Here is a 20,956-nt window from a genome sequence, read left to right as displayed (position 1 = left end):
AACTACTAAGTACAATTATTCGTCTTTTTTCGTCGTAGGCTCAACGCGTTTGCCCTGATTTTCGAAGCGTTTCTTCAAATCTTCGTAAATCGTTTTCGCATTGGGCACATCATTCTTCGCGACGGTTTTGACCGACTCGTAATATTTGAGAGAATTCCGGTACGAGTCGCTACCTTCCTCCATTAGCGTGTCGCTGATGTTCGAAATGATCTCATTCAGCGGGCGATGGAACAGATTCAGTGTGTTGACTGCGGCATAATCTCTTTTGAGTTCGGCAAGATCGAGATAAGGCGGAATGAATTGCGGTTCGGTATCCGCATATTCAATTACCTTTTCGACAAATGGGATCGTTTTATTGCCTAGTTTCGGCAAGGCTTTGCGCTCCTCCATAGATAGCGCGATCACATAGGGTTTGAGTTGTGTCGAGATGACATTGATGGCATTCAGCACGGTCGTTGCGACTTCGGGCGGAATGACAATTGAAAGCAAATTGTCCTTTGGCATGTTAGCCTCCTTTTTTGTGGTTATTGACTGCAATGCTCCTTCCGGCTGGACGGGCACAGAATATTTTGGAGCCATTGTAGAGAGAAAATTTTTTCCATTTGTAGGTTGATCTCTCATAAAGAATTACTTTGGCCGATTGTAAGAGAACAGAAATTCTAAATCACTTTTGAAAAAGTTTAAAAATTTCTGAAATGAATGTCAAGGGAAAAGTTGGGATAAGCGAGGAAGTGGATTGGAATAATAAAACTTCAGAAGGTTTTTTTAAAAATCCTCTTTGACCTAAGGTATTTATTATGATATTTCGATTAATAAGATTTATCAGCGGATAAAATATTCTGTTCCATGCAAGTCGCGCTCTGATTAAATTAATTTCCGAAAGGAGTTAATTGAGAATGGTTCAAGGATACGAGAAAAGAACATGCCACCGGTTTGAAATTCCGAGCGCTCAGGTTAGTTACCGCAAGAAAAAACTCTTCGGCTTTACGGATTACAGCGCCGAAAAGCTGCTTATCAATATCAGTAAAGGCGGGGCTAGCTTCGATTGCGGGGAAATTCTCAAAGAACATTTACGCCTGATAATTCGCCGACCATGCCAAATGAAAAGCCTCTGGAACTCTTTGCTGATGTCCGCTGGCAGAGAGAAACCAACGGTTTTTCAAACGCTATAGGCGTTATTTTCGCTCCTTTCGGCCAACACCTCAATGATAATCCGCCAGCGGCTCTTGATGTTTTACGTAGATTAGACCAAAAATATGTTAAAATGCCCGAAGGCAGAAATCCACCCAGATCCAACGAACATTAGTTGTTCTTAGAACAATTAACTCCTATTCTGCTCGAGTAATTACATATCATGCTTCCCCAAAGCGGAAATTATTTTTCTTCTCCGAATTCCCGGCTAATCTGGCGATAAGCCTCGCGGAACGACACACCTTTTTGTACCAATTCATAGACTTTGGCAGTGGCGAATAGTTCATCCGTCATTGCCGCCTGACATTTTTCGCGATTGACTGAGAGTTTTTGGAAAACCAGTTCCGAGATTCGGATGGCGATTAAGGTTGACGAAAAGCCACGGAATACCGCTTCTTTTGTCGTTTGCATATCACGATGATAGCTGGATATAAGGTTTACGGTAGTGTTTCGCACCTGCATCTCATAGGCAAAGACCTCATGATAACCGGCGCGAAGCAATTCCAGAACGTCGGGATTTATTTTTTGCGGCATGATAGATGAGCCGGTCAGAAATTCGTCCGGAAGCGAGAAATATTCCAATCCGGGCATCGTGAACAGGATCAGATCGGACGCCATTTTGTTAATATCGAACATGATCTGAGAGAGAACACTCAGTACGAATCCGTCGAACTTTCCGCGGCTGTTCTGAGCATAAATCGGATTTGTCTGCAAACGTGCAAAATGCAATTCTTTAGTCGTCATTTGCCGGTCGAGTGCCAGCGGTACGCCATAACCCGCTCCGGTTCCGAGTGGATTTTGGTCAACCAATTTCAATGCACAATTCAGCAAATCCTGGTCGTCTGACAGTGCATCCTTAAAAGCGCTCGCCCACATCATCACGCTGGACGGCATGGCTTTTCGGGTGTGTGTGAACCCTGGTATGGCGACGTCGCTGTTCTTTTCGCCGAATGTTCTTATGACTTCGACAAGTTTTTTAACTTCGGAGATGATTTCCGCAATTTTTGCTTTGGAGTAAAGCCGCAGAGCGGTCAGAACCTGATCATTGCGACTGCGACCGGTGTGGATTTTCTCACCGACTTTTCCGATTGTCAATATCAGGAAATTTTCGATTGCCGTGTGACAATCTTCATCTTCCGGTCGGATTTCAAATTGGCCTTTGGCATGTAACTCCAGGATTATATCTAATCCGCTTAGTAAATCTGCAACTTCAGTTTCGGTGAGGATGCCGATTTTTCCGAGCATTCGTGCGTGTGCTTTCGAAGCAAGACAGTCGAACGGTACTAATTCGTGATCGAGAACCGAATCCTTTCCGGCTGTAAATGTCTCGACTTCCTTATTGAGCGCGGTTCCTTTCTGCCACAGTTTCATCGTGTTATTCCTTTTCGCGCCATTGATATGGCATTTTTTCTTTTAATACGATATTGTGCGCTTTCAGCCGAATGGCGTTGATGCGGATAAATCCCTGACAATCCACGGCATTGTAACCGCCTTCAACGTCCATGCTCGACATATCTCGATCATACAGTGACGTTGGAGATTTCCGTCCGATGACGTTGACATTGCCTTTGAAAATTGAAACGGTCACGGTTCCATCGATCTTTTCTTGACTCTTTTCCATGGTGCACATCAGGAAATCCATTTCTGGTGAAAACCAGAATCCGTTATAGATTAACTCGGAGAACTTTGGAATCATCATATCGCGGAGATGCATGACCTCTTTATCCATGGCGATACCTTCAAGATCGCGATGCGCCGCCCACAGAATTGTCGCGCCGGGAGTTTCATAAACACCTCGTGATTTGATGCCGACGAACCGGTTTTCGACAATATCGATTCTTCCGACACCATTTCTGCTTCCAATCTCATTAGCGTATATGAAAAGTTCGAGCGGATCAGTTTTGACGACATGAGTTGCCGGATTAACGAGTTTTACCGGGGATCCGTCTTTGAATTCAATCTCGAGGATCGTTTCCTTGTTTGGCGTGTTTTTGAGCGTGGAAGTCATGCTGAAAATATGTTCCGGCGGGCGAAAAGACGGATCTTCGAGGATTCCAGCCTCGTGGCTGATATGCATTAGGTTTTCATCTTCACTGTATGATTTTTCGAGTGAAGCTTTGACCAAGATTCCCCATTTTTGCGCATAAGCGATCATGTCGCTTCTGCCTTTGAATTCCGCTAAAAACTCTGGATTTTTCCAAGGAGAAATGACAATGCAGTTCGGGTCAAGTGCATAATAGGCGAATTCAAACCGAACCTGATCGTTTCCTTTTCCAGTCGCTCCGTGTGCAACTCGATGCGTGTTTTCCTTGATCGCAATTTCTATATGCCGCTTGGCAATTAGGGGACGGGCAAGTGATGTTCCGAGAAGATAACGCCCTTCATAGATTGCGTTGGCGCGAAGAGCCGGGTAAATGTAATTGCAGACGAATTCCTCACGGAGGTCTTCGATATAGATTTTCGATGCGCCGGTTTTCAACGCTTTTTCTCGAACCGCATCGAAATCTTCCTTCTGTCCGACATTCGCCACGTAGCAGACGACGTCATATCCCTGATTGATCAACCATTTTAGAATAACGGACGTATCCAGACCGCCGCTATAAGCAAGAACAACTTTTTCCCGTTTCATTTCATTCCTTTTTTAATCCTTTTGTAATTGTGTTTTGGCGAATGAAAGGCACTAAATCCTGTCGCGCAGTTCCGGTAATCGTTTGAAAAGCGCGTCAAGGAAATGCTTGTGCGTCCAGTCTTCCCGCAGAACGATTAACACGGTATCGTCTCCGGCGACAGTACCGACGACTGCTTCCATTTCGAGTCGGTCCACAAGCATCGCTACGCTGGACGCGAAGGAAGGCAGGCATTTGAGTATAGCCAGATTTTGAGAGAATGCAATTGATTTACAGGCATTCAGAGGAGAATTGTCATCCGCGGTTTGATAAACTGCGCTACGATTCGGTAATGTATAAATATACCGTTTATCAGCATCCGGAACGCGCATTACTTTCATCGCCGCCAGATCGCGAGATAATGTTGCTTGTGTAATTTCAAACCCTTCTTCTTCTAATCTTCTCTTTAGATTTTTTTGGCTGTCAATCCGTTCGGTTTTTAGAATTTTTCGGATAATACTGATTCTGTTCTCACGTTTTTTCATCTTAAAGCCTGTATTAATTTACAATAAAAGCGAATAAATATACAATTCTCGCAATTTTTCTACAAGATTATTTTTGTGAGTTAGGTAGATTGTGCCTGTCCGCCACCGGCGGATTGATTAGGTTGATTGTATTTTGGAGCCTGGTTGGAGTGGCGAACTTTGGGTTTCATGTATCAATCTAAATTATTCGCCTGAAATACATTTGAAATTTTTATTTTGACATATAAATTCTCCCAACTTTCATACCGGTTATTAATGTTCGTCGTTTTTACAATGTTTAAAGGTTAAACGGAAGAATTTTCGCTAAGGGCTCCTTGTCTTTAATCCTGCTCTGAACTAAGTTTCCAAAATGAAAAGAGGGAAAACGTGATGTTGAAAATGATGGTGAAGAATATTGGGACTTGGATTGTCATTGGCTTGCTTGTGTTTATTCAGAGTTGCGGATTTTATGGGCAAAGGCGCGGCTCGAGCGCATGGCATCGGCTTCAAAAGCCGAACTATGAACCTCCGCCTTATTCCAAATGGGTAGCCGGGTTGATGTTTTGTCTAGATCCGGGACACGGCGGCGATGCTCACATTCCTAATTATAAGCGTGGACCAACTGGCGTTCGTGAGGCAGAAATGAATCTCCGTGTTGCTTTATATCTGAAAGAATTTCTGGAACAAGCCGGTGCAAATGTTATTCTGACACGTGTTGCTGACATTGATATTAGTCTTAAAGACCGTGCGGTAATCGCTAATCGAAACCGAGTCGACATGTTCATTTCTCTGCATCATAACGCAAGCAATAATCCGAATACAAATTTCGCATCCACATGGTATCATGGCGACGCGGATTTCTCACCGGTGAGCTTGGATATCGCGCGTTATGTTCTGATGAATCTGAACGAATATTTACGACTCCCGGATGTGATTGGAACAGGCTTAATCTCGGATCATCTAATGTATCCTGAAGGATTCGGTGTTCTGCGACAGTTAGAAGTGCCGGGAATTTTACTCGAATCTTCTTTTTTTTCCAATCCGAAAGAGGAAAAGATGCTTGACAATCCAAAGTACAATAGGATAGAGGCGTATGCAATATTTATTGGAATTTGTCAGTGGGCGGCGGCGGGAATTCCCGATGCAAAATTACTGCAACCTCAGCCGGATTCGACCGTAGTGGATAAACAGCCGATCATACAAATGAGCGTTTCGGACGGACATCACGAGCGGAAATCGTGGATGTTGTCGCGAGAACAGGTTTTCAGCAGATCGGTCTCCTTTTTCCTTGATGACACACTGAAGCCCGCAACATATTTGTCAGAGCAGAACTTAATCGTTCATCGTCCGGAATATCCGCTGAAGAACGGACAGCATTCGGTTCGGGCTGAAGTGACGAATTTTTTTGGCAACCATAATCTTCCGAAGAAAAGTTTTTTCCGCGTGGCGTCACCTGCGATGGAAATTCTCGCGACTCCTACAACAGACAGAGTACCGGCTGATGGAAAGAGCCGGATTGCCATCGAAATTTCTGCGCTCGATTCTAGCTGGCAATCTGTTGCGGACGACGATGTGATCTTAGTTTTTACTGATTGCGGAAAGCTGAATGTGTCACATGCGCCGATCCGAGACGGAAAGGCAAGGGTGTATCTGGATTCGCCGGACGAACCAGCAACTGCTCAGATTGTTTTCCGGTCCGGGAATGCGGAGAAGAATATAAACGTAACATTCGCCGATACGAACGTAACGCTCTTTGAAGGTCAGGTCGTCGCGGCTCAGGATTCATTGCCGGTTGCTGGTGCAATCGTGACGATTCTGCCGGAAGCCATTTCGGACACGACGAATGCCGATGGTTATTTTTTCTTTCCAGGGTTATCTGTTGGCGAGTATACGGCTTCGATTTGCGCAAATGGATTTTGGGGCGGCTCGGGAAATGTCATTATCGATGATGGAAAATCGACTTTTCATCTTTTTCCTCTTCAAAAGATCGCCAATGGCGTTTTGCAGGATTTTGTGCTGGTTCTCGATCCGGCGTTCGGCGGAATAGAAAAAGGCGCAGTCGCATCGAATGGTCTCACAAGTTCCGACCTGAATTTGCGTTTGGCAGAGAAAGTTGGAGCGATTTTTACACAAGCGGGTGCGAAAGTCTATTTTGTCCGACAAAAAGACGAGACGCTCAGTCGTGAAAAACGCGTCGAAATCAGTAACCGGTTTCGAGAAGGCGGCTGTTATTTACGGTTGAATTTCGGACACTGGAATGCTGACGCGCCTCTTTTTGTTGGCGGATTTTACTCGGGAAGCGAATCTGGCAGACGCATTTTAGCCATGACCGATTCGCTTATTGCAGGGGCGTCAGAATCGTCGTCCGATAAAATATCCGTTTCCAATGCGATTGAAATTCAAAAGACGAATCGCGCGGCGATTAGCATGGACTTTAACTGGTTTGGCAATTCCGAAAAGGAGAAAATCATGACTTATGAGAGTGAGTTAAATCGAATCTCAGTCGCGATTTTGACGGCGTTTCTGAAGGAAATCGGCAAAGACCGTCGTCTGCCAGAAGGTTTTTTAAACCTGAACGTAACGGCCAATGATTCGGCTCTTAGTAACGTTTGGATCACTTTGGGAAAGGGTTATTCGCTTACGACAAACGAAGAAGGCGCATGTCGTTTTGATTTTTTATCGCCAGGTGAGTATGAAGTATGGTTATATCATCCGAAATTTGGGACACAAATATATTTTGTCGATTGCTCCGGTGACAAGAATGTTGTGAGGAATTGCAGATGAACCAAGCATATTTAGATCGTTTTTTGTTTAGCGTTGACGGCTTTTTGGATAAATAACATTATGACAAACAACAAGTTAGCGAAAATCAAATTATACCAGATAAAAAGGCGCAAGTCAAAGAACCATAAACTCAAAATCAAGATTAAGTAGTGGCTACTCTGATCTATATTGAGCCAAATCCGTAGCGTGTAACGATTGAGCCTGTGATAAGTTGTAGGTTCGTATAATTTTCGCGGTTGGCGCTCGAAAACCGATTGGATATTGCAATAGAGTAAATATATCCAAATCAGAAAACGCGTTAGATACTGTCCGCCACCGCTTTTAAGGCGTTTCTGTTCAGCCCGATAAAGTTCTATGTCATGACGAATAGAATTGCGCCGGCCAAGCACCTGCAACATATATTGGCTGCGCTGATAGTCTATTGCTATGGAGTGTGATAACATCGAAAGCAGAGTCAGCAACGTAATTAACCAAAGTGTCAATGGAAATTGCCAATTGGTCTGTTGCAAAGCCAAGCCGATACCCAGGAAAAGTGCTGCTCCGTTGATATAGTCGATAGTGCCATCCACGATGCGCCCTAATAGCGTATCGCCACCTTTCAAACGCGCCAGCATACCGTCACTGCAGTCTAAAAGGACCGTTGCCAAGTAGCAAAAACCAGCGGTGCGATAACTTTGAGGAGTGCCCTGTGAAATAAAGTAGGCGCCACTTATCCCAGTAAAAATCGCAGCTGTGGAAACTTGGTTGGGTGTTATGGGCCGTGCCTGCATGGCTTTGACGAGCAGGTAGGCAATTGGGCGGAAAAAGAATAAATCTGGTAAAGCCTCAATGGATAAAGGTTTAAGCGTTGACCTATATTCTATCAATTGTTGGTGGCAGAAAGTATTAAGCGATTTCTTTTTCATAAAGTCGGTAACCCTTGTAAAATTTATTGTCAAATATATTTCGTCGATTGCACTATCGACTCGCGGATGGATATCGATATTTCCCTGCGTCGGTCAACTGTTCGTCAGTGAATGGTCGGGTGCTATTTCTCTGCGGCTTTCCGTTTCGCGCGATCGAGACGATCTAATTTGATTGCGTCGATGATGGAAACAATGACGAAAACAATAAAGAATAATCCAGCGATAAATCCGCCCGCGACATCCACGACTGACCACGAATTCCCATTTAGATTAAAAATGACCGGATTCCAGAAAACCAGAAGAGTGTTGACCAGTACAACGAGAATGCGAACTTCCGTCGGCCCGAATTTGGCGTAGCTGAGACGGAAAATACCTTTGGAGTAAGCGCCGACATGTGTGTAGATATTCAGCATCAAATATCCGATTATGAGAAAAAGACCGACATCCAGCCGCATCAGTGGTGAAAAACCGAAAGCCACGAGAATTATAACCGTCGAAAAAGCGTCGCAGATATGATCGACAAAATAGCCATATTGCTCGCGCTCGGTATGACGCACGCGCGCCAGCGTTCCGTCGAGACTGTCCGCCCACCAGTGAAGTAAAAATCCGAAGTTGGCGAGCATCAGCCACCAAGTCGAATACCAAGTCAGGATATAACCCAGACTGATGACGAATGCGGCGATAATTCCCAGAATTGTCAGGTGATCGGAAGTGACCCACCGAGGAAGCGCCGCGGCCATTTTCGGAAGATTTCGTTTCTCCCACGGGCCGGTAAGTGTGTTAATGATGCGTTTGGCTTTCTGTTGATTTTCCATCGAATATTCTTTCTAATTGTTTTTCGATTCGAGTTTCGGCTTTTTAAAAATGATTAAATCGTTGACGAATATTTTGGAGGAAGGCCCGGGTACCATGCCAAGAATGTCAGCAAGTAGATAGTGAAAATTTAAAAAATGAGTCAATGTCCAAAGAATTCCAAGGTTGATCAAAAAATCGATTCCGGCGGTGATTAGGTTATATTTCCACAACCGGCGGAAGTAATCCAGCAATGTATGCTCAACCCGATCTCTCCATGTGTGCAGGTAGTACCATGTAAAATTATGAAGAATTGCCACTTCGATTGCACAGGCGCCGGCAATCGGCACGGGAATTTTGAATTTTCCGTGCAGAAGCCAGAGTGTTCCAAGATTTACAAAGGTTCCAAGCCATGCAACAAACTGAAACTGGATGATACTTTTAAACTTCATTTATATTGTCCTATTCTGACTTTTTGGTTGTTTATACGAAGAACGGGTTAATAAGATTCATGTCAAAGTAAGTTACCCAAAGGCTACATCTAATGCCATCATAAAAGCAAAACCGATCATTGCGCCCGTTGTAGCGACGTCGGTGTTCTTTTCCATCTGGGATTCTGGGATGAGCTCCTCAACGACGACAAAAATCATCGCTCCGGCGGCAAATGACATAGCATAAGGAAGTATCGGCTGAACTAAAATCACAGTTGCGGCGGCAAATACGGCGGCAAAGCCAAGCATCCCGTCGAGAATTTTTCGACGAATACTTTTGAAGAGAAAAATTACCGCCGCGCCCAGCACAGTCATTAAATACGTAAAAGTCGTTGCTAATAACGCTTGTGTGATGTGGTTTTGATTCTTCAAAAACGACGAGCCGACCATTGAAATTCTCCTTTTAAATTGACTTTGATCTCTTTGGCGTTCAGTGAGATGAGCGCAGACATTTTTGAGCCGATTTTAAAAAGAAGGGTTTTGTCATCGAAAGGGAAGTCTTTCCTTGCACCTTTTAGATTCTGGCAATTTGTCCTAATTTCCTCGAGAGTCATCTGTTTTTCACGCTAAATTGAAAAGGGCAAGTCAAATTCAACAACCTGCCCTTAAAAGTATCGGTTTTTTCAGTTCAGTCTGATAGCGCTTTCCGAAGTATAGAGAGGTTGACGACGTGACGCCGTTCCTCGTTGATAATTTCATCTACGAAAGCATGTTCGCTGACTGGAATCAGATTTTTAATTTCGGTGTAATACAGAACCGAATCAAGTTCCTTATCGATTGCGAAAGTGAGAGCGGTTCTGGCGTCTTTGATTTTTGAGAAATCGTCCGATGCATCATCGAAGATGAGATTTTGCGTGTAAGCCTTCAGGTAGGCGTAAAACTCATCTTGCAGGTTTTCCGTCTGAACGGTCTCGCCCAGTTTTTCAGCCATTCTTGCGAAAGTTACGCGATGCTGAGCCTCGTCATCGGCGAGTTTGTTGAAGAGTTGGACAACTTTCGGAGAATTCAAAAGTTTAGCAGTTTCACGATAGAACTTTTCGCCTCTTTCCTCGATTTTTACAGCGATCTTAAAGATATCCTTTACGTTGAAAATTCCCATCGATTCCTCCTTACGAAAGGTGATGATGTTTTTCAAGAATTTGATCAGCGAGACCGACAAGTGCCTGAAAATCTGCGTCTTTCGGATAGCCTTTTGCGATCACAGGCGGAAGAATTTCCGCAGTCAGATTTCCAATCATGCCAGACAATTGCTCGATCATTTTGCCGCCCCAACCGTAACTTCCAACAATCGAGAGGTAGCGGGCTTTCGGCCGGAGGAAATTCGCTAGAAAAACTGCATAAGCCGCGAGCGGATGAGCTCCGAGAATAACTGTTGGCGATCCGACGACGACCGTTGCAGTATCGACAAGCGCCATCGCTAATTCACCGATGTCAGTTTTGGACAAATTAAATGGTTGAACGGCTATGCCACGCTCGATTAACCGATCAATGAGATAGTTAACCATTGCTTCCGTGCTTCCGTGCATCGAAACATACGGAATAACAACCTCATTCTTGACTCGATCTGATGTCCAGTCTTCATAAGCCGAGAGGATAAAGTTCGGGTCGCGATGAACCGGACCGTGACTGGGCGCGATCATTTTCACGTTAAGAGATTTGACTTTCTCTAGATTTTGACGCACGATCGAACGAAACGGCATCATGATTTCGGCATAATAACGCTTGGCTGACGAATAGACTTTCGCCGGATCGGTAGCAAATACTTCGCTCGTTGCTAAATGCGAGCCAAAGAAATCGCAAGGGAATAAAATTCCGTCTTCAAGAAGAAGAGTGGACATCGTTTCCGGCCAATGCACCCATGGCGTAAAAATGAATTGAAGCGTCTTATCGCCGAGTGAGAGCGTTTCGCGGTCTTTAATGACGATAAACTTGTCGTCGGGAATCAGCAAATGTTCGGACAAGAGTGTCCGACACTTTGCGTTTGTGACAACTTTTGCCATCGGATATTTTTTTAAAACCGCGAGAATCGTTCCGGAATGATCTTGCTCCGCGTGATGCGAGATGACATAATCGATTAGCGGGAGATTTAAATTTTCCAGATTCGATAGCAAAACATGTTCTTTTACAGGATCGACGGTATCGAGTAATGCAATCTTTTCAGAGCCTTTGATTAAATACGCGTTATAGGTCGTACCGTCGGGAAGCGGGATGAGCTCATCGAAAAATCGCCTATCCCAATCGCGTGCGCCGACGAAGAAAATATCCGGCGTCAGTTGCTGAAGCGGCATTTAATCCTCCACGGGTTCGAAATCCTCTTTTTCAGCGCCGCAAAGCGGGCAAACCCACCCGTCGGGGAGATCTTCAAAAGCGGTTCCTCTTTTGATATCATTATCTGGGTCACCCTTTTCGGGATCATAAACATAACCACAAACGGTGCAGACATATTTTTGCATTTTTTCTCCTTTGTTAAAATTTTTCATGTGACTGCTTAGACTTTCCGTATCAATAAACAATTAAATTTAGTAGTTTTCCGCCAAAAGTTCAAAATAGTCTTTCGGATGGGCGCAAGCCGGACATTTTTCCGGGGCCTTTTTGCCAACGTGAATATATCCGCAGTTTCGGCATCTCCAAACGACTATCTCTTCCCGTTCGAAAACCCGCTCCTTGAGTATGTTTTCGCGAAGGGCAAGGAAAGTTTCTTCGTGGTGTTTTTCCGCAATAGCGATGGATTTGAAAACCTGAGCGATTTCCGTAAAACCCTCGGCATTGGCGATTTTCGCAAATTCCGGATACATTGTTGAATATTCGTAATGTTCACCTTCGGCGGCGGATTGTAAATTGTCTTTAGTTTCACCAATCAAGCCAGATGGAAATACCGCCTGAATTTCGACTTCGCCACCTTCGAGAAACTTGAACAGACGTTTTGCATGTTCTTTTTCATTATCGGCAGTTTCACTGAAAATCCATGCGATCTGCTCAAATCCATCTTTCTTTGCTTGTGATGCAAAATAGGTGTAGCGATTTCGTGCTTGGGATTCGCCGGCAAAAGCAATCAGCAGATTTTTTTCGGTTTGGGTTCCTTTCAAACTTTTCATTATCTCTTATCCTTTCTTAGTTAAATGATCGGCGCTATCAATGAATGTGTTTTAATCTCTTCGAGGTAATCGATATTCCGATTTTCGGTTTACGATTGTTTAAGCAACTTGCTGAACAGATATAACATCCGAAATTTCAGATTTTAATTTGCTTTCAATTCCCATCTTAAGAGTGTAAGTGCTCATGGGACAGCCGCCGCAAGCGCCGGTCAAACGCACTTTAACGACGCCATCTTCAGTGATTTCGACGAGTTCGACATCTCCGCCGTCTGCCTGAAGATATGGACGAATAGATTCTATGACTTTTGTTATTTTTTCTTTCATTTTATTTTCCTTGTGTGACATTTTTACGATTGAAGGCAATCTTTGCAAATACCTTTAAAATAGCCGTGAATTTCCTGAATTTGATGACCGTTTATTTCCGAGGTTACACCATCCACAAACGGACAATGAACTTCAATATCGTAAATTTTTCCGCACTTTTTACAGAGAAAATGGTGATGATCCGCTTTACCTATTCCATATCGGATTTCGACTCCTGTTATTGTAATCCCATGAATCAAAGTGTTTTCAACGAAAAGATTTAGCGTGTTATAAACCGTCGTACAAGATATCGTCGGTATAATCTTTACGATGTTTTCGTAGATTGTTTCGGCGTTCGGATGATTTTCAGCCAACATCAGAAATTCGAGAATCCGCAACCGTTGATAGGTCGGCTTGATTCCTTGCTTTTCTAAACGATTCTTTATTTGTTCCATGTTTGTAATCATTACAAAATGAAATTAATAACAATTTAGAACACTTGCAAGATTTATTTCTCTATAGATTCAAATATTTTCCATGTATTCAATTTCTTTATTGGAAGAAATATTCATTCAATTTGATAGATATTTTTTGTATCTTTCCGCAGTTTTAATATTGGAGGTAATGATGAGACATGACATTGAAAAATTATTAGGTAAGGATGCTGAATTCCTGTTAAATCACAAATGCACAACGATTGCGAAAGAAGATTTGCATTTACCCGGTCCGGATTTCTTGGATAGAATTCATTTAAATAGTGACCGGCCGATTCCTGTGTTAAGGAATATGGCGGTGATGTACAATACCGGACGGTTAGCAAAAACAGGTTATTTGTCGGTTCTTCCCGTTGATCAGGGAATTGAACATTCGGCTGGCGCGTCATTCGCACCGAATCCGATTTATTTCGATCCTGAAAATATCGTTCGGCTTGCCATTGAAGGTGGTGCCAATGCTGTCGCTTCGACGCTTGGCGTTTTGGGAATGGTCGCACGGAAATACGCGCACAAGATTCCATTCATCCTAAAGATCAACCATAACGAATTGCTGTCTTACCCGAATATTCACGATCAGACGCTTTTTGCCAGCGTAGATCAGGCTTTCGATATGGGTGCCGTTGCTGTCGGTGCGACGATCTATTTCGGTTCGCAAGAAAGCCGTCGGCAGATTATAGAAATTAGTGAAGCATTTGAACGTGCGCATCAACTCGGCATGGCTACGGTTCTCTGGACCTATCTGAGAAATAATGCTTTCAAGACCGAGGAAAAGGATTATCATGTTGCCGCTGATCTGACTAATCAGGCGAATCATCTGGGCGTAACGATCGAAGCGGACATCATCAAGCAGAAACTTCCCGAAAATAATGGCGGATTCACAGCGTTGAAATTCGGAAAGACAAACAAAAAGGTTTATGAAAAACTCACCACCGATCATCCGATTGATCTGACGCGTTATCAGGTTGCAGGTTGCTACATGGGACGCGCAGGATTGATCAATTCCGGCGGTGCTTCCGGCGAGGACGATTTGGTTGAAGCCGTTAAAACGGCGGTAATCAACAAACGCGCTGGCGGCATGGGATTAATTCTTGGCCGCAAGGCATTTCAGAAACCGATGAAAGAAGGCATCGAGATCATGAATGCTGTACAAGATGTCTATTTAGATGCGAAAGTGACAATCGCATAAGTTTTTGGCATTTCGATGTCGGCAAGAATATTAACTGGAATCAAGCCCTTGAATAAAGGGCTTGATTCATTTTTCAGAAGGAGGGAAAGATGAGTCAACGCGAGTCGTCATCCAATTTTGTCCTGGGTGTGTTCCTGATTTTGATGGGTATTTTCCTCTTTTTTGTCCAGCGAAGCCATTATGGATGGAATGTTATCTGGCCGATGATCCTCATTGGCGCCGGATTTCTCTTTGTTATTGGATTTTTGCAAAACACGAAGAATTACGGTCTGCTCATGCCTGCATCGATTTTGTTGATAATCGGTGCGCTATTTCTTTATCTCGAAGTGACGGACTGGCGGAATATCGTGGAACTCTGGCCGACATTTATTCTGGCGCCGGGAATCGGATTTTTATTCATGTTTCTACTCGCGGAAGAAGGAAGTAAATTATATGTGCCCGGATTGATCCTTATCTTAATCGCAGTCATTTTTTATGTCGGTTTTTGTGTATCTTTTACATATTGGCCGGTCGTTCTGATCCTGCTCGGATTATTTCTTTTACTTTCACCGTTTAAACGCCGAAAACAGAAATAGCAACAGGTCAACGATCCGAATTCACGATGATTAGATGCCCTTTACCGGCTTTCGATCGTATCCAGTTAATCGCTGAAAGTGCAGACGGTTTCTGAACGATCTTTTTCTCGAGCCGGCGCTTTCCCGGAAAGTTCATCAATGAAATGCCGATGAGAATCGTCAATACGCCCTGCCCTGGAATGAACAACATTGCAAAACCTGTGACGAGAAATAGAACGCCGATAAGATTTTTAAGAATCAGAAGAAAATAATGAACTGTTTGGTAAAATCCCGTTCTGTGCTTTTCTCTGTGAACTTCCCGTACGAAATAATCCGCTGGCATCTTGGCGAGGATAATTGGAATAACCAATAAAGTGCCGAAGAAGGTGAGAATTGACAGACCACCGAGAAGACCCAGCAACATCCGGTGCGTTTGAATCCAAGGAAGCCATGTATCTTGAAACAGAAATTTCATCATATTTGCTTGCCGCTAAAGTAGAGTGATTTTAAAACAAATGCAACGATATATTTCTAACCTGAATAAATCACCGCTGAGCACGCGGAGAATACAGAGAATAATTAATTACAAATAGTTAAATCAACAACGAAGTGGAACTTAACAAAATAAAAAAGAAATTAAAATCCCGAACGGTCGGGACTGCGTCCTCTCTATTAACTCTGCGGTTTATGAATTAAGCAGGCTAAATGTGAAAAAGATGGAATTAACTAAAAGAATTTGATCAGGAGTCTCCCAAATGGGCTTGTTTTGGAGGGAAAATAATAGATGAGAACTAAATTGATCAAGATTTCCAGATTTCCTATATGAATCTGTCCACGACTTTTCCAAAATGGAATGTTCACAGTCGGTTATACCGTAGTTGCGGCTATTGTTTTTTTCCGACGTTATCTTTAATTTCTTAAGTGATTTTGGATCAGGTAAGTTCGAGATGTTTAACCAGAAAAATTCCTTACACCGTTTGCGAGGATTTACCAAAGTTACCTGATATGCACACCGAGGAGAATGATTTATGCCTGAAAGTAAACACTTAGAAGATCAGCGGAAATCCTGGGAATCCGGTACTGTTAAAAAAGTGACGGATAGAAATCCGGAACGTAAAAAAGAATTCATGACGGGTTCATGGATTCCGGTTGAACGCGTTCATTTGCCTTCTATTACTACTGACGCCGAATATTCGGAAAAATTAGGTTTTCCCGGCGAATATCCATTCACGCGCGGCGTTCAGCCGACAATGTATCGCGGTCGATTCTGGACGATGCGGCAATACGCAGGATTCGGAACGGCGGAGGAATCCAACCAGCGATATAAATTTTTGATGAGTCAGGGACAAACCGGTTTATCCATCGCTTTCGACTTACCAACGCAGATCGGCTACGATTCCGACGATCCTCACTCGGAAGGCGAAGTCGGAAAAGTTGGCGTTGCCATAGACACTCTCAAGGATATGGAAATCCTGTTTGACGGTATTCCGTTGGATAAAGTATCGACATCCATGACGATCAACGCGCCGGCAGCGGTTCTACTTGCCATGTATATTGCGGTTGCGGAGAAGCAGGGTATTTCCAAGCAAGAAATAAACGGTACTATTCAAAACGACATTCTTAAAGAATACATGGCGCGCGGTACTTATATATTCCCGCCGAAACCATCACTTAGACTAATCACTAATATTTTTGAATATTGTGTGCAGGAAGTGCCGAAGTGGAATACGATCAGCATTTCCGGATATCATATTCGAGAAGCCGGATCAACGGCAGTTCAGGAGGTTGCATTCACGCTGGCGGATGGAATCGAATATGTCAAAGCCGCAGTAAAAGCGGGGATGGATGTTGATGCCTTCGCGGATCGCTTGTCGTTTTTCTTTAATTCGCACAACGATCTGTTGGAAGAAGTGGCGAAGTTTCGGGCGGCTCGCCGAATTTGGGCAAAGATTATGAAGGAAAAATTTCATGCCAAAAGCCCAAAGTCGATGATGCTCCGATTCCATACGCAGACGGGCGGGAGCACATTGACGGCGCAACAGCCGGATAACAATATAGTTCGCATCGCTATTCAGACATTGGCGGCAGTGCTTGGCGGAACGCAGAGCCTTCACACGAATTCGCGAGACGAAGCTTTGGGTTTGCCGACTGAAGACGCCGTTCGGATCGCGCTCAAGACTCAGCAGATTGTCGCCTATGAATCAGGCGTGACAAACAGTATCGATCCGCTCGCCGGATCATATTTGGTTGAGAGTTTGACTGACAAAATAGAATCCGATGTTTGGAATTATATTGACAAAATCGAAGAATTTGGCGGGATGGTTCGTGCGATTGAGAACGGATTTGTTCAAAAGGAAATTCAAGACGCCGCCTATAAATATCAACGCGAAGTCGAAAGCGGAGAGCGTGTTATCGTCGGTGTAAATAAATTTACCGTTGAACAAGAAGCGCCGAAGGAAATCTTAAAAGTCGATCCTGAACTCAGAAATGTTCAAATCCGAAAAATAGCTGAAGTGCGGAAAATTCGGAATGCCAGCACAGTCAAATCCTGCCTGAACGAACTTCGGGAAGGCGCGAAACATCCGGAAGTCAATCTGATGCCGCTGATACTCGACGCAGTGAGTGAATATGCAACTCTCGGCGAAATCTGCAACGTTCTTCGAGAAGAATTCGGCGAGTATCAAGAATCGATCGTTTTATAGGGAGGATGTCGTGAAGAAAATCATTCGAATACTTATCGCAAAACCCGGTCTTGACGGACATGATCGTGGAGCAAAGTATGTCGCCCGAGCCTTGAAAGACGCCGGTTATGAGGTTATTTATACTGGCATTCGTCAGACTCCGGAAGCGATCGTCAAAACGGCGATTCAGGAGGACGTGGATTTTGTTGGACTTAGCCTTTTGTCCGGCGCGCATAACGAATTATTTCCAAAAGTCGTTCGGCTTTTGCGGGAACAGCAGGCAAGCGATATTATTGTTTTTGGAGGCGGCGTGATTCCCGATGTCGATATTCCGCAACTTAAAGATAACGGCATTGAAATCATTTTTACGCCCGGAACTCCAATTTCTGATGTCATTCAATTTATCGAAGCTAATCGGGAGCGAGTCAGTCGGTGAACGATCTTGCGGAAAGGATTCTTAAGGGCGATGTTCGTGCGATAGCGCGAGCTATCAGTTGGATTGAGAACAACCGACCGGAAAAAGAGAAACTTATTGACGCGTTGTATCCGCATTGTGGCAATGCTCAGGTTTGGGGAATTACCGGTCCGCCCGGTGCAGGGAAAAGCACGCTACTGGATAAAATCATTGAAATCGAAAGACATAGACAAAAAAAAGTCGCCGTTATTGCAGTCGATCCGAGTTCGCCGTTTTCTGGTGGAGCGATTTTGGGGGATCGCCTGCGAATGCAGAGTCACGCCACAGATGAAGGTGTATTTATCCGGTCGATGGCATCGCGCGGGCATTTGGGCGGCGTCGCGCAGGCAACTCGCGATGCGATTAAAGTTCTGGATGCCGCCGGGTTCGATCTGATTGCTGTCGAAACAATCGGAGTTGGGCAGACTGAGATCGAGGTTGTCGGACTTTCTGATCTTGTTTTGTTGGTTTTGGTTCCGGGGCTTGGCGACGAAATTCAGGCAATGAAAGCGGGAGTGATGGAAATTGGCGATATTTTTGTCGTTAATAAAAAGGATCGGGATGGTGCAATGAAACTCAAAGCCGAGATTGAATATGTTCTCGGAATTCAATTTGCCGATCAACCGGAAAAAATCAAGCCTGTCGTGATGACAGCGGCATCGATGAATGAAGGAATCGATGAACTGTTAACTGCTATTGATGCTTATGTTTTAAAGATTTCTAATAACGGTTTTCTTCAAAATAAACGTAAAGGTCGGCTCAAATCCGAAATTAGGCAAATTTTTACCCAAAAAGTGTCTGCTTATATCAATCAGAAATATGATTTTGAGAATAGACTTGACAAGTGGGTCGATGCTGTCTATCGGAAAAAAAATGGTCCCTATTCTTTGATTAACGGGAAAATTAACCTATTTTTAAGAGAGAGTAATTGGTTATGATAAAACAGATTGATCATATTGGAATTGCGGTGTCTATGCTTGACCAGCAGGTTCCATTTTACCGGGATATTTTAAGACTCGAGTTTATTGGAATTGAAGAAGTTCCGGAGCAAAAAGTCAAAACCGCGCTTTTCCAAATTGGTGAAGTGCGTATTGAATTGCTTGAGCCAACCTCGCCAGAAAGCCCGATAGCAAAGTTTATCGAAAAGCGAGGTGAGGGTCTTCATCATATCGCATATCGAAGCGATGGGATCGTAGATGAGATCGCATTTTTTAAGGGAATGAATGTTTCTATGATCGATGAGTTGCCCCGAGATGGTGTTAATGGGTCGAAGATTGCCTTTTTACATCCCAAATCATCCGGAAAAGTGCTAACGGAAATTTGTCAGATAGCAGGAGAAGTGAATGAGTAGTGAGAGAAAAATTCTTGAGTTAAAAGAGAAAATAGAAAAGGCGCATCTTGGCGGTGGGGAAGATGCGATCAAAAAACAGCATCAAAAAGGTAAACTGACCGCGCGTGAACGTATTGACCTTCTTCTTGATAAGAGCAGTTTTGAAGAAATTGATATGTTTCGAACGCATACATGTATCGATTTTGGCATGGCAGAAAAGCAGGTTATGGGCGATGGCATCGTTACGGGTTATGGAACGATTCATGGCCGATTGGTTTTTGTTTATTCGTTCGATTTTACGGTTTTCGGCGGTTCGCTTTCGAAAGTTGTCGGCGAGAAAGTCGTTAAAGTTCTCGAAATGGCGGCTAAAGTTGGCGCTCCCGTCATAGGCATCAATGATAGCGGAGGCGCCAGAATCCAAGAGGGCGTGGATTCTTTAGCCGGATATACCGAAATATTCTTGAGAAATGTGTTGTATTCGGGAGTGATTCCGCAGATCAGCGCGATCGTCGGCCCATGCGCTGGCGGTGCTGCGTATTCTCCGGCATTGACCGATTTCGTTTTCATGGTCAGAAATTCAGCATATATGTTTCTGACCGGTCCGAAAATTGTCAAAACCGTTACGCATGAAGATGTGTCTGCCGATGAATTGGGCGGAGCCGACGTTCATGCGACCAAGAGTGGTATCACCCATTTTACTTATAATGACGAGCAAAGTTTGTTCGCCGATATTCGCCGGTTGATCACTTTTTTACCGCAGAATAATATGGAAGAGACGCCGATCAATCGGAACGATGATTCGGTGGACCGCATCGAGGAAGATCTTAACTATGTAGTCCCTGACAATCCTAACAAGCCCTACAACATGCGGGATATTCTGATAAAGGTTCTCGATAAAGGCGAATTTATGGAAGTTCAGGAACTTTATGCGACGAACATTCTAATCGGTTTTGGACGACTGAACGGGAAATCGGTCGGCATTGTAGCGAATCAGCCGAAAGTATTGGCGGGCGTTTTGGACAGCAATGCGTCGAATAAAGCCGCACGATTTGTCCGATTCTGCGATGCTTTTAACATTCCGATCGTTACTTTTGAAGATGTTCCCGGGTTCATGCCCGGTACAATTCAGGAATTTAACGGCATCATCAAACACGGCGCCAAATTGCTCTACGCCTATGCGGAAGCGACCGTCCCTAAAATTACAGTCATCACTCGTAAGGGTTATGGCGGCGCGTTTTGTGTCATGAATTCCAAGCAACTTCGCGGCGACTATAGTTTTGCGTGGCCTTCGGCTGAGATCGCCGTTATGGGCCCACAAGGCGCCAGCGAGATCATTTTTGCCAAAGAAATAAAAGAGGCGGAAAATCCGCAAGAAAAATTTGCCAAAAAAGTCGAAGAATACCGGGATAAATTTGCCAATCCGTATGTTGCCGCCGCCAAAGGGTATATAGATGAGGTGATCGAGCCGAAAATTACAAGATACAAACTGATCAAATCTCTTGAGATGTTATCCAGCAAACGCGATGATAATCCAACGAAAAAACATGGCAATATTCCGTTATAGGA

The 20,956-nt window shown here is 44.0% G+C and carries 25 protein-coding genes; 9 read left to right on the top strand and 16 right to left on the bottom strand.

The window, feature by feature from the left end; genetic code table 11:
- Positions 1 to 15: 15 nt before the first annotated feature.
- Entirely contained in the window at positions 16 to 405 is a 390-nt protein-coding gene (locus COT43_09060; GenBank protein PIS27758.1) for a hypothetical protein, read from the bottom strand.
- A 491-nt stretch (positions 406 to 896) separates the two neighbouring features.
- Between COT43_09060 and COT43_09055 the strand changes: the two genes are divergently transcribed.
- Positions 897 to 1,172, top strand: a complete 276-nt coding sequence (locus COT43_09055; GenBank protein PIS27754.1) for a hypothetical protein — start codon at positions 897 to 899, stop codon at positions 1,170 to 1,172.
- Between the two features lie 202 nt (positions 1,173 to 1,374).
- On the opposite strand, the gene argH is transcribed toward COT43_09055, so the two are convergent.
- The 3 genes from argH to COT43_09040 are packed head-to-tail and all read right to left on the bottom strand — an operon-like array spanning position 1,375 to position 4,342.
- Complete coding sequence (gene argH / locus COT43_09050) at positions 1,375 to 2,562, bottom strand: argininosuccinate lyase (GenBank protein PIS27753.1); 1,188 nt, start codon at positions 2,560 to 2,562, stop codon at positions 1,375 to 1,377.
- A gap of 4 nt (positions 2,563 to 2,566) precedes the next feature.
- Complete coding sequence (locus tag COT43_09045) at positions 2,567 to 3,820, bottom strand: argininosuccinate synthase (protein PIS27752.1); 1,254 nt, start codon at positions 3,818 to 3,820, stop codon at positions 2,567 to 2,569.
- Positions 3,821 to 3,871: 51 nt separating this feature from the next.
- Positions 3,872 to 4,342, bottom strand: coding sequence for a hypothetical protein (locus COT43_09040; GenBank protein PIS27751.1), 471 nt, complete (start codon positions 4,340 to 4,342; stop codon positions 3,872 to 3,874).
- 369 nt (positions 4,343 to 4,711) lie between these two features.
- Here COT43_09040 and COT43_09035 point away from each other — a divergent pair, with 369 nt between their 5' ends.
- Positions 4,712 to 7,105 carry a hypothetical protein gene (locus COT43_09035; GenBank protein PIS27750.1) on the top strand — a complete coding sequence of 798 codons (2,394 nt, stop codon included), beginning with the start codon at positions 4,712 to 4,714 and terminating at the stop codon, positions 7,103 to 7,105.
- A gap of 11 nt (positions 7,106 to 7,116) precedes the next feature.
- Here COT43_09035 and COT43_09030 read toward each other — a convergent pair whose 3' ends face one another.
- From COT43_09030 to COT43_08980, 11 genes are all read right to left on the bottom strand, one after another.
- Positions 7,117 to 8,043, bottom strand: a complete 927-nt coding sequence (locus COT43_09030) for a hypothetical protein (protein ID PIS27749.1) — start codon at positions 8,041 to 8,043, stop codon at positions 7,117 to 7,119.
- An 89-nt stretch (positions 8,044 to 8,132) separates the two neighbouring features.
- Positions 8,133 to 8,825, bottom strand: a complete 693-nt coding sequence (locus tag COT43_09025; protein PIS27748.1) for a CDP-alcohol phosphatidyltransferase — start codon at positions 8,823 to 8,825, stop codon at positions 8,133 to 8,135.
- 12 nt (positions 8,826 to 8,837) lie between these two features.
- Positions 8,838 to 9,254, bottom strand: a complete 417-nt coding sequence (locus tag COT43_09020) for a hypothetical protein (GenBank protein ID PIS27747.1) — start codon at positions 9,252 to 9,254, stop codon at positions 8,838 to 8,840.
- Between the two features lie 72 nt (positions 9,255 to 9,326).
- The gene (locus COT43_09015) at positions 9,327 to 9,683 is read right to left on the bottom strand and encodes a zinc transporter (protein ID PIS27746.1); all 357 of its coding nucleotides are present in this window, start codon (positions 9,681 to 9,683) and stop codon (positions 9,327 to 9,329) included.
- The gene (locus COT43_09010) at positions 9,662 to 9,847 is read right to left on the bottom strand and encodes a hypothetical protein (GenBank protein PIS27745.1); all 186 of its coding nucleotides are present in this window, start codon (positions 9,845 to 9,847) and stop codon (positions 9,662 to 9,664) included. Before COT43_09010 ends, COT43_09015 begins: the two co-directional genes overlap by 22 nt.
- Before the next feature lie 74 nt (positions 9,848 to 9,921).
- Positions 9,922 to 10,392: a hypothetical protein gene (locus tag COT43_09005; protein PIS27744.1), complete on the bottom strand. Its 471-nt coding sequence runs from the start codon at positions 10,390 to 10,392 to the stop codon at positions 9,922 to 9,924.
- Between the two features lie 10 nt (positions 10,393 to 10,402).
- Entirely contained in the window at positions 10,403 to 11,581 is a 1,179-nt protein-coding gene (locus COT43_09000; protein PIS27743.1) for an MBL fold hydrolase, read from the bottom strand.
- Positions 11,582 to 11,746 (bottom strand): rubredoxin, encoded by a 165-nt coding sequence (locus tag COT43_08995; protein ID PIS27757.1) that lies wholly within the window; start codon positions 11,744 to 11,746, stop codon positions 11,582 to 11,584.
- Between the two features lie 66 nt (positions 11,747 to 11,812).
- Complete coding sequence (locus COT43_08990) at positions 11,813 to 12,388, bottom strand: rubrerythrin family protein (protein ID PIS27742.1); 576 nt, start codon at positions 12,386 to 12,388, stop codon at positions 11,813 to 11,815.
- Positions 12,389 to 12,487: 99 nt separating this feature from the next.
- Positions 12,488 to 12,712 (bottom strand): hypothetical protein, encoded by a 225-nt coding sequence (locus COT43_08985; GenBank protein ID PIS27741.1) that lies wholly within the window; start codon positions 12,710 to 12,712, stop codon positions 12,488 to 12,490.
- A gap of 23 nt (positions 12,713 to 12,735) precedes the next feature.
- Positions 12,736 to 13,146, bottom strand: coding sequence for a hypothetical protein (locus tag COT43_08980; protein ID PIS27740.1), 411 nt, complete (start codon positions 13,144 to 13,146; stop codon positions 12,736 to 12,738).
- A gap of 172 nt (positions 13,147 to 13,318) precedes the next feature.
- On the opposite strand from COT43_08980, the gene COT43_08975 reads away from it, so the two are divergent.
- Both COT43_08975 and COT43_08970 read left to right on the top strand, forming a co-directional pair.
- On the top strand, positions 13,319 to 14,371 hold the full coding sequence (locus COT43_08975) for a fructose-bisphosphate aldolase (GenBank protein ID PIS27739.1): 1,053 nt from the start codon (positions 13,319 to 13,321) through the stop codon (positions 14,369 to 14,371).
- 89 nt (positions 14,372 to 14,460) lie between these two features.
- The gene (locus COT43_08970; GenBank protein ID PIS27738.1) at positions 14,461 to 14,946 is read left to right on the top strand and encodes a hypothetical protein; all 486 of its coding nucleotides are present in this window, start codon (positions 14,461 to 14,463) and stop codon (positions 14,944 to 14,946) included.
- A 7-nt stretch (positions 14,947 to 14,953) separates the two neighbouring features.
- Here the strand turns inward: COT43_08970 and COT43_08965 are convergent, their stop codons facing one another.
- Positions 14,954 to 15,403, bottom strand: coding sequence for a hypothetical protein (locus COT43_08965; GenBank protein PIS27737.1), 450 nt, complete (start codon positions 15,401 to 15,403; stop codon positions 14,954 to 14,956).
- A gap of 550 nt (positions 15,404 to 15,953) precedes the next feature.
- Between COT43_08965 and COT43_08960 the strand changes: the two genes are divergently transcribed.
- From COT43_08960 to COT43_08940, 5 genes are read left to right on the top strand one after another with little or no spacing between them, the layout of a single operon-like run.
- A complete protein-coding gene (locus COT43_08960) occupies positions 15,954 to 17,627 on the top strand; it encodes a methylmalonyl-CoA mutase (GenBank protein PIS27736.1) in 1,674 nt (557 codons plus the stop codon).
- Complete coding sequence (locus tag COT43_08955) at positions 17,554 to 18,042, top strand: methylmalonyl-CoA mutase (protein PIS27735.1); 489 nt, start codon at positions 17,554 to 17,556, stop codon at positions 18,040 to 18,042. Before COT43_08960 ends, COT43_08955 begins: the two co-directional genes overlap by 74 nt.
- Positions 18,039 to 18,998: a methylmalonyl Co-A mutase-associated GTPase MeaB gene (locus COT43_08950; GenBank protein PIS27734.1), complete on the top strand. Its 960-nt coding sequence runs from the start codon at positions 18,039 to 18,041 to the stop codon at positions 18,996 to 18,998. Before COT43_08955 ends, COT43_08950 begins: the two co-directional genes overlap by 4 nt.
- Positions 18,995 to 19,411 (top strand): methylmalonyl-CoA epimerase, encoded by a 417-nt coding sequence (mce, locus tag COT43_08945; protein PIS27733.1) that lies wholly within the window; start codon positions 18,995 to 18,997, stop codon positions 19,409 to 19,411. Before COT43_08950 ends, mce begins: the two co-directional genes overlap by 4 nt.
- Complete coding sequence (locus COT43_08940; protein PIS27732.1) at positions 19,404 to 20,954, top strand: methylmalonyl-CoA carboxyltransferase; 1,551 nt, start codon at positions 19,404 to 19,406, stop codon at positions 20,952 to 20,954. The genes mce and COT43_08940 overlap by 8 nt, the downstream gene beginning before the upstream one ends.
- Positions 20,955 to 20,956 lie beyond the last annotated feature (2 nt).

Source organism: Candidatus Marinimicrobia bacterium CG08_land_8_20_14_0_20_45_22 (assembly GCA_002774355.1).
GTDB lineage: Bacteria > Fidelibacterota > UBA2242 > UBA2242 > UBA2242 > 0-14-0-20-45-22.
Note: the sequence above shows the minus strand (reverse complement) of the source record. Positions and strands in the feature narration are given on the sequence as shown.